A 7,339-nucleotide genomic window follows, 5' to 3' on the forward strand; every position below is an offset into this window, starting at 1 on the left:
CGACAACATCCTGCGCCATTCCACCAATGTCGCCATCGTGGCCACCGACCCCGACTGGTGCATCCGCTACTTCAATCCCATGGCCGAAAAACTCTTCGGTATCTCACAGGAGGAGGTAATCGGCAAATGGCTGGATCAACATCCCGCCATGGAGCCGATCAATCCCTTCCGATTCGGTTCGAAAACCTCCCCACTTCCGGAAAGCGGTCTTCTCGAATACGAAAGGGAGTACCCGCTTCACCACCGGACCATCATCCTCTCCGTCCGCATCACCCGCATTCCGGATCGGGCGGGGAATGGCATCGGGTATGTGTTCATGGCCCGGGATATCACGGAGGTCCGTCGGGCCGAAATCTATCGGGAAAAAAACGAGCAGCGACTGGCCATGCTCCTGGAAATGAACCGCAAGGCTCCCGGACTCTCGGAGAAGGAACTCTGCACCCTGGCGGTGGATATTGCCGTGAGTCTCACGGACAGCCGTATCGGCTATCTGCACCGGGTCAATGCCGACCAGGAGACCATCCGCCTCGTCACCTGGAATGCCGCTACCCTCGAACACTGCAACGCCGTTCATGCCAGCCATTATCCCATTTCCAGGGCGGGAATCTGGGCCGACTCCTTTCGCCTGAAAAAGACGGTGGTGCATAACAACTGCCCCAGCGAGCCCGGACTCCACGGATATCCCGAGGGCCATTTCCCGGTACTGCGGCACATGAGTACCCCGCTCATGGAAAACGGGAAGGTATGTTTCATTCTGGGCGTGGGCAACAAGGGGCTTCCCTACGATCAGAACGATATCACCCAACTCGAACGGGTCGGGGACGAAGTGCAGCGCTTTCTGATGCGCTGGCAGGCGGAAGAGGCGTTGCGCGAGGCTCGCCAGGCCGCCGAGGCGGCCAATCTGGCCAAAAGTGAATTTCTGGCCATCATGAGTCACGAAATTCGTACTCCCCTGAATGTGCTGCTGGGCATGAGCGACATTCTGGAAGAGAGCGTGTTGACCAGCGAACAGAGGCAGCAACTGGAGGTGGTCAATCGGGCGGGGGAGCATTTGCTCAGTCTGATCAACGACATCCTGGATCTCTCCCGCATCGAGATCGGCAGGCTGGTATTGGAAAATGTGGCTTATCAGCCCCGCTCTCTGTTGAGCGCCGTGGAAAATATGATGCGAAGTCGTATCGAAACCAAAGGGTTGCAGTTTCAGGTCACCCTCTCCCCGGATCTGCCGATGTGGGTTTCGGGGGATGAAGCCCGACTGCGGCAGATCCTGGTGAACCTGCTGGGCAATGCCGTGAAGTTCACTCAGCAAGGCCACATCGCCTTGAACGTGGAGTACGCTCCCCAGGGCAATCTCTGTCGTTTCAGCCTCTCGGATACCGGGGAGGGGATTGCCGAGGAGCATCTGGACAAGATCTTCGACAAGTTCACCCAGGCCGATGCCAGCATCTCCCGACGCCATGGCGGCACCGGTTTGGGACTGGCCATCTCGCGCAATCTGGTGGAACGCATGGGAGGCCAACTGAAGGTGGAAAGCCGTTTGGGCGAGGGCAGCACCTTCTCCTTCACCATTGCCATGCCCGTTGTCGAGGCCCCGGATTCCACCGTTGCCCGGACGGCACCGCCGCCCCTGACGGAACTCTCCCCGTTGCACATTCTGCTGGTGGAAGACTCACCGGACAATCAGAACCTGATTCGCACCTACCTGAAAAAGACCCCCTGGACCATCGAAACCGTCCAGAACGGACAGGAAGCGGTGGATTGCGTCCCCCGTGGGCAGTATGACCTGATTTTGATGGATATTCAGATGCCGGTCATGGATGGCTACACCGCCACGCGGATGATCCGGGCCTGGGAGCAACGGGAGTCCCGCAAGCCTCTGCCCATTCTGGCCTTGAGCGCCCACGCCCTGCAAAGCGAGCAGCAGATGAGCCTTCAGGCGGGGTGTGACGCCCATCTGGTCAAGCCCATCAAAAAAAGCCATCTGATCTCGACCATCTGGGGCGTGATGTCGAAGCTTTGACGGAAAAGGGGGATCAAACCGCCTCAACCTTCAGGGCATTGCCCACCACCTCGGTTACCCGGACCTTGGCGCCCGCCGTCAACTCCGGGCCTTGCAAGCGCCAGAAGGTGTCGTCCACCCGCAGGTGGCCCACCCCGTCCACGATGGGCTGCTCCAGGGTGAATACCTGACCGATGTACTGGGTGCCGCGCCGGTTCAGGGTGCTGTCGCCCACGGCGGAGGGTCGTTTGCGCAGCAAACCGTGCCACACCGCGATGGTCAGCAGCGCGGTGGCGCAAAAGAGCAGAAACTGCCCCTCCCAGGAAAAGGCCGGATGGAGGTACTTGACCACGGCGGTCAAGCCTGCGGCCAGGCCCAGCCAGAGGAAGACGAAAACCGGCAGCAATACCTCCACGATGGTGAAACCGACCGCCAGGATGGCCCAGTGCCAATGGGTGAGTTGGGCGAAATAGGATTCCATGGAACGTACTCAGACCCGGTCCGACTTTTTGCCGGAAAAGGCATCCCGCGCCAACTCCGCCACACCCGCCAGCGAAGCGAGTACGCCCGAAGTCTCCATGGGCAGCAGGATGACCTTTTCGTTCGGCGAGGAGGCGATGCGCCCCAGGGCTTCCACATACTTCTGGGCCACGAAATAGTTGATGGCCTGCACGTTGCCCTGGGATATGGCCTCGGAAACCATGCGAGTCGCCTGGGCCTCCGCCTCGGCCAGACGCTCCCGCGCCTCGGCTTCCCGGAAGGCAGCCTCTCGTCTGCCCTCGGCTTGCAGAATCGCCGCCTGCTTTTCCCCCTCGGCCTTGAGGATCTCCGCCTGACGAAAACCCTCCGCCTCCAGAATCTGGGCTCTCTTCTCCCGTTCCGCTTTCATCTGGCGGCCCATCGACTCCACCAGATCATGGGGCGGCGTGATGTCCTTGATCTCGATGCGGGTCACCTTGATGCCCCACGGTCCCGTGGCGTGATCCACCACCGACAGCAGCCGGATGTTGATATCGTCCCGACGGGAGAGCAGTTCGTCCAGATCCATGGAACCCATGACGGTACGGATATTGGTCTGGGTCAACTGGCGAATGGCCAGTTGCAGATTGGAGACCTCGTAGGCCGCCTTGGCCGCGTCCAGTATCTGGAAGAAGAGGACACCGTCCACTCGCACCATGGCGTTGTCCTTGGTGATCACCTCCTGGGAGGGCACATCCAGCACCTGCTCCATCATGTTGATCTTGGAGCCGATACGGTCGAAAATCGGCATGATCACGTTGAATCCGGGCTTGAGGGTGCCAATGTAGCGGCCCCAGCGTTCCAGGGTGTATTCCATTCCCTGGGGCACCACCCGCACCGCAGCAACCGCCAGGATCACCGCCAGAATCAGCAGGGACAGCATGAAAAATGGCAACAGTCCGCTCATGTGCGCTCCGCGTCGACAGGATTGGGGAGGGGAGGGGCATGCTCCGCCAGGGCGGCGAAGAGGGTCTTCTTCTTGATCGGTTTGGCCAGATGGGCGGTACACCCCGCAGCACGGGCTTTCTCCACATCCTCGTGCAGGGCGTAGGCGGTCAAGGCCAGAATCGGGGTCGGTTCCAGGCCGTTATCCCTCTCCCAGGCCCGAATGGCGCGGGTGGCGCTGAATCCGTCCATATCCGGCATCTGCACGTCCATAAGCACCAGATCGTAGCGCCCCCGAATGAAGCGGTTCACGGCCTCCCGGCCATTTTCGGCAAAATCGAGGGTCAGCGCCGTCTGATTCAGGAAGGCGGAGAGGAGCAGGCGATTGTCCAGGGCGTCTTCCGCCACCAGAAGCCGCAAGGGGCGCTGCCGCAACGCCTCGATCGCCTCGACCCGCATTCCCGTGGCCGCAGAGGGTTGGGCGATGGAAAGATCCCGTCCGAGGGACACCCGAAAACGAAAGGTGCTGCCTTCACCCACCCGGCTATCCACCGAAAGCTCCCCTCCCATGGCCTGAACCAGGCGACGGGAGATGGACAAGCCCAATCCGGTACCGCCGAAACGACGGGTGATGGAATTGTCCGCCTGGGAAAAGGGCGAGAAGATGGCCTGCAATTTCTCCGGAGCGATGCCGATCCCGGTATCGGAGACGGAAAAGCGCACCTCGATGCCCGAGGGGATTTCACGCAGGTCATCCACCCGCAACATCACCTGCCCCTTCTCGGTAAACTTGATGGCGTTGCCCAGCAGATTCAACAAAACCTGGCTGATGCGCAGAGGGTCTCCCATCACCGGATCGGGAACATCGGCAGCGATTTCGCTGCGCAGAACCAACCCCTTGCTCCGGGCCCGCAAGGCGATGATTTCCGTATTGGTGGTCACCAGTTCCCGCAAGCGGAAGGGAATCGACTCCAGGGAGAGTTCACCCGCCTCGATCTTGGCCATGTCCAGAACGTCGTTGATCACCGAAAGCAGCACCTCGCCCGCCCCCCGGAAGATCTGCACGTAACGGCGTTCGGTCTCGTCGAGATCCCGTTCTTCCAACAACTCGCCCATGCCCAGAATGGCGTTGAGGGGCGTGCGGATCTCGTGACTCATATTGGCCAGAAACTCGCTTTTGGCCCGGTTGGCCCGTTCCGCCTGGGCCTTGGCCTCCCGCAACGCCTCTTCCATGCGTTTGCGGTTGGAGATATCGAACAGGACACAGTGGGTGCGGGCGAAACCGCCCTGACTGTCGCGCTGCACCCGCCCGTCCAGCAGCACCGTGCGGGAGGAGCCGTCGCGGGCCACCAGTTCCAGCTCGCCGCGCGTGGCCCCGGTATGCAGAAAATGGCTGTAGGCCTCGGAAAAGGCCTCTTGTGAGCCGGGACTCCACATCTCCCCGAAGGAGCGACCCAGAATCTCCTCCCGTTCATAGCCCAACAGCTCGTGCAGAATGGGGTTGGTGTCGATGAAACACCCCTCCCGGTTCAAACTCTGGTAGGCCACGGGGGCGTGTTCGAAAATGGAACGGAAACGGTTTTCGCTCTCTTCCAAGCGGGCGATCAAGCCCTTGAATTCGGAAATATCCTCGATGGCCGCCACCAGAAAGGGCCCCGACGTCCCGGCCTGGGGGATCAGCGTCACCGTCACCCGGCCCCAGACGGTGGAACCGTCCCGCTTCAAGTAGCGCTTTTCCCAGCGGGAGGAGGGGAGGGCGCCGCGAATCACCTGCTGATGCAACATGGCGTTGGCCTCCCGCTCTTCCGGATGGGTGATCTCGGCAACGCTCATGCCCACCAGGGATTCGGCATCGGGATAACCCAGCATGGTGGCCAGGGCCAGATTGGACTCCAGGATGCGCCCCTGGAGATCGACCCGGGTCATGCCGATGCCGACGTGATCGATCATGGCGCGCAAGGTGGCTTCGCTCTGGCGCAACCGGGCCAGGGTCTCCTCCTGGGCACAGCGCATGCGGTACATTTCCAGGCAGACTTCCACCTTGGAAAGGAGCAAGGCCCCGTTCACGGGCTTTTCCAGGAAATCGACACCCCCCGACAGACAATTTTTGACCCGCCGTCCCGGATCATCGGTCAGAAAGAGGATGGGAATGCGCCGGGTCGTGTCGATCTCCCGGAGAGTGGCCGCGAGTTCGACCCCGTTGAGTTCAGGCATGTCCGCATCCAGGAGGATGGCGATGAGATCGCGGTCCAGCATCATGCCCAGAGCCTGGGAGACCGTATGAGCCTCCACAACCTGCACGGGCAGACTGGAAAGCAGGAGCGCCACGTTTTCCGGATTGGGCAGGTGGTCGTTCACCAGCAGGATTTTTGGCACGGGAGCATTCATGGCGACGTTCACTTACCCGGAAAATATCCCGAGAATCGGGCGAAAAGCGGTGGTGCGCGGAGTTGACTTGGCACAATTCGGGCAAGGTGTGTCATAGTATTCTTCCGGGACGGCAGCCGGGCGGAAACGCACACCGGTTCAAAGTACACGCTGCCCGAGGATAATTCAACACCGTTATGCGACTCGCTTGCCCCCCTCCCGCCCACCAAGAGGAAGCCATGAGACTGGCCGACGTGCCCATTCGCGTGAAACTCTCCCTGACGATTGCCGTCTCCTTGCTCACATTTATAGGAGTTGTCTGGTTTTACACCTTCATCTTATCTGAATGTCTGGCGAATAACCAGACGCTCCTTCAGCGGGAGATCCGTCTGCAAAGCCTGGGGCAGGAGATGAATATCCATCTGCTGACCGCCCGACGTGCGGAAAAGGATTATCTGAATCGCCTGGATCCGGCTCAACCGGAGCAGCTTCGCGCCGCCGTCGGTGAACTGCTCCATCGCAATACCGAGCTGTTGGCTCTGGCGCGGCAGTCGGAGCGGGAAAACCTGGTGGCCCGCGCCACCACCATCGAAGAGGGCATGCAACGTTATCTGGAAGCCTTCAAACGGGTGGTGGAAGCCCAGGAGGAGATCGGACTGACACCGGAGACGGGTCATCAGGGACGCTTCCGTCAGGCGGCCCACGACCTGGAGGATATGCTGGCCCCCCTGCGATGGGAGGGCATTCACGGAGAGGTCGCCGAACTGCTGATGCTGGAGATCGCCTGGGTTCTGGAAGGGGGAGAGAACTTTCTCGATCAGCTTCCGGCCCTGACCACCGCCTTGAGGGAGAGCCTCCAGGCCGACGAGGGGCTGCGCAGCCGTTTCGCCGGCGTGATCACCCTGCTGGGCGATTCGCGCCGGGCCGAGGCCTGGCGTCGTCTGCCCGCCGCCAATCGGAAATCGATCCTTCAGCAGCCCCTGCACAAGGAGCTGAACCGTCTGCGCATGGAACTGGACAGCTATTCGGTCTCCCGTGGACTGCTGCTCTATCTGGAATTGCGTCGCACCGAAAAGAACTACCTGCTGCGCGGCGAGGCGGAATACCTGCAGAAAGCCACCGAACTGCTGCAGGAACTGGGACGGCAAGTGGCCAAGGCGCAGATCCCCGAGGAGGTGCGCAACCGCATGAGCGCCGCTCTGGATACCTATCGGGTCGCCTTCCTGGCCCTGGTCCAAAAACGCACGAACCTCCTGGAGCAGGTGGAAAACATGCGCCTCGCCTCCCACCAGGTCGAACCCCTGACCCGGGAGATCAGCGCCCTCTCCAGCACCCTGGCCCGGGACACGGCCCGCAAAACCAAGGAGTACGGCGAACGCTGGGCCGGCATTCTGATGCTGTTCAGCTTCTGCTCCATCCTGCTGACCGGGTTGGTCCTCTCCACCATCATCTCCTCGGTGACCCGGTCCCTCAATCGCCTCTGGCGCTACTCCAAGGATGTCGCGACGGGACGCTTCGACGCCGTTCCCGTGGCCACGGGCGGGGACGAAATCGGCCATCTGGCGGAAG

5 protein-coding genes are annotated in these 7,339 nt (G+C 61.2%); 2 read left to right on the plus strand and 3 right to left on the minus strand.

Annotated elements, in window-relative coordinates:
• On the plus strand, positions 1–2,020 hold a 2,020-nt coding region (locus tag HQL56_16735), incomplete at its 5' end, for a response regulator (GenBank protein ID MBF0311163.1).
• A gap of 13 nt (positions 2,021–2,033) precedes the next feature.
• Here HQL56_16735 and HQL56_16740 read toward each other — a convergent pair.
• From HQL56_16740 to HQL56_16750, 3 genes are read right to left on the minus strand one after another with little or no spacing between them, the layout of a single operon-like run.
• A complete protein-coding gene (locus HQL56_16740; protein MBF0311164.1) occupies positions 2,034–2,480 on the minus strand; it encodes an NfeD family protein in 447 nt (148 codons plus the stop codon).
• A gap of 9 nt (positions 2,481–2,489) precedes the next feature.
• Complete coding sequence (locus tag HQL56_16745) at positions 2,490–3,425, minus strand: SPFH/Band 7/PHB domain protein (protein ID MBF0311165.1); 936 nt, start codon at positions 3,423–3,425, stop codon at positions 2,490–2,492.
• Positions 3,422–5,791, minus strand: coding sequence for a PAS domain S-box protein (locus HQL56_16750; GenBank protein ID MBF0311166.1), 2,370 nt, complete (start codon positions 5,789–5,791; stop codon positions 3,422–3,424). Before HQL56_16750 ends, HQL56_16745 begins: the two co-directional genes overlap by 4 nt.
• A 218-nt stretch (positions 5,792–6,009) precedes the next feature.
• Here HQL56_16750 and HQL56_16755 point away from each other — a divergent pair.
• The coding region (locus tag HQL56_16755) for a hypothetical protein (protein MBF0311167.1) at positions 6,010–7,339 on the plus strand (1,330 nt) is incomplete at its 3' end.

Source organism: Magnetococcales bacterium (assembly GCA_015231925.1).
In the GTDB taxonomy this organism is placed as follows: Bacteria; Pseudomonadota; Magnetococcia; order Magnetococcales; family JADGAQ01; genus JADGAQ01.

Bases quoted from the DNA above. Each gene is read 5' to 3' on its own strand.
- HQL56_16740 (MBF0311164.1), bottom strand. From the start codon at position 2,480: ATGGAATCCTATTTCGCCCAACTCACCCATTGGCACTGGGCCATCCTG.
- HQL56_16745 (MBF0311165.1), bottom strand. From the start codon at position 3,425: ATGAGCGGACTGTTGCCATTTTTCATGCTGTCCCTGCTGATTCTGGCG.
- HQL56_16750 (MBF0311166.1), bottom strand. From the start codon at position 5,791: ATGAATGCTCCCGTGCCAAAAATCCTGCTGGTGAACGACCACCTGCCC.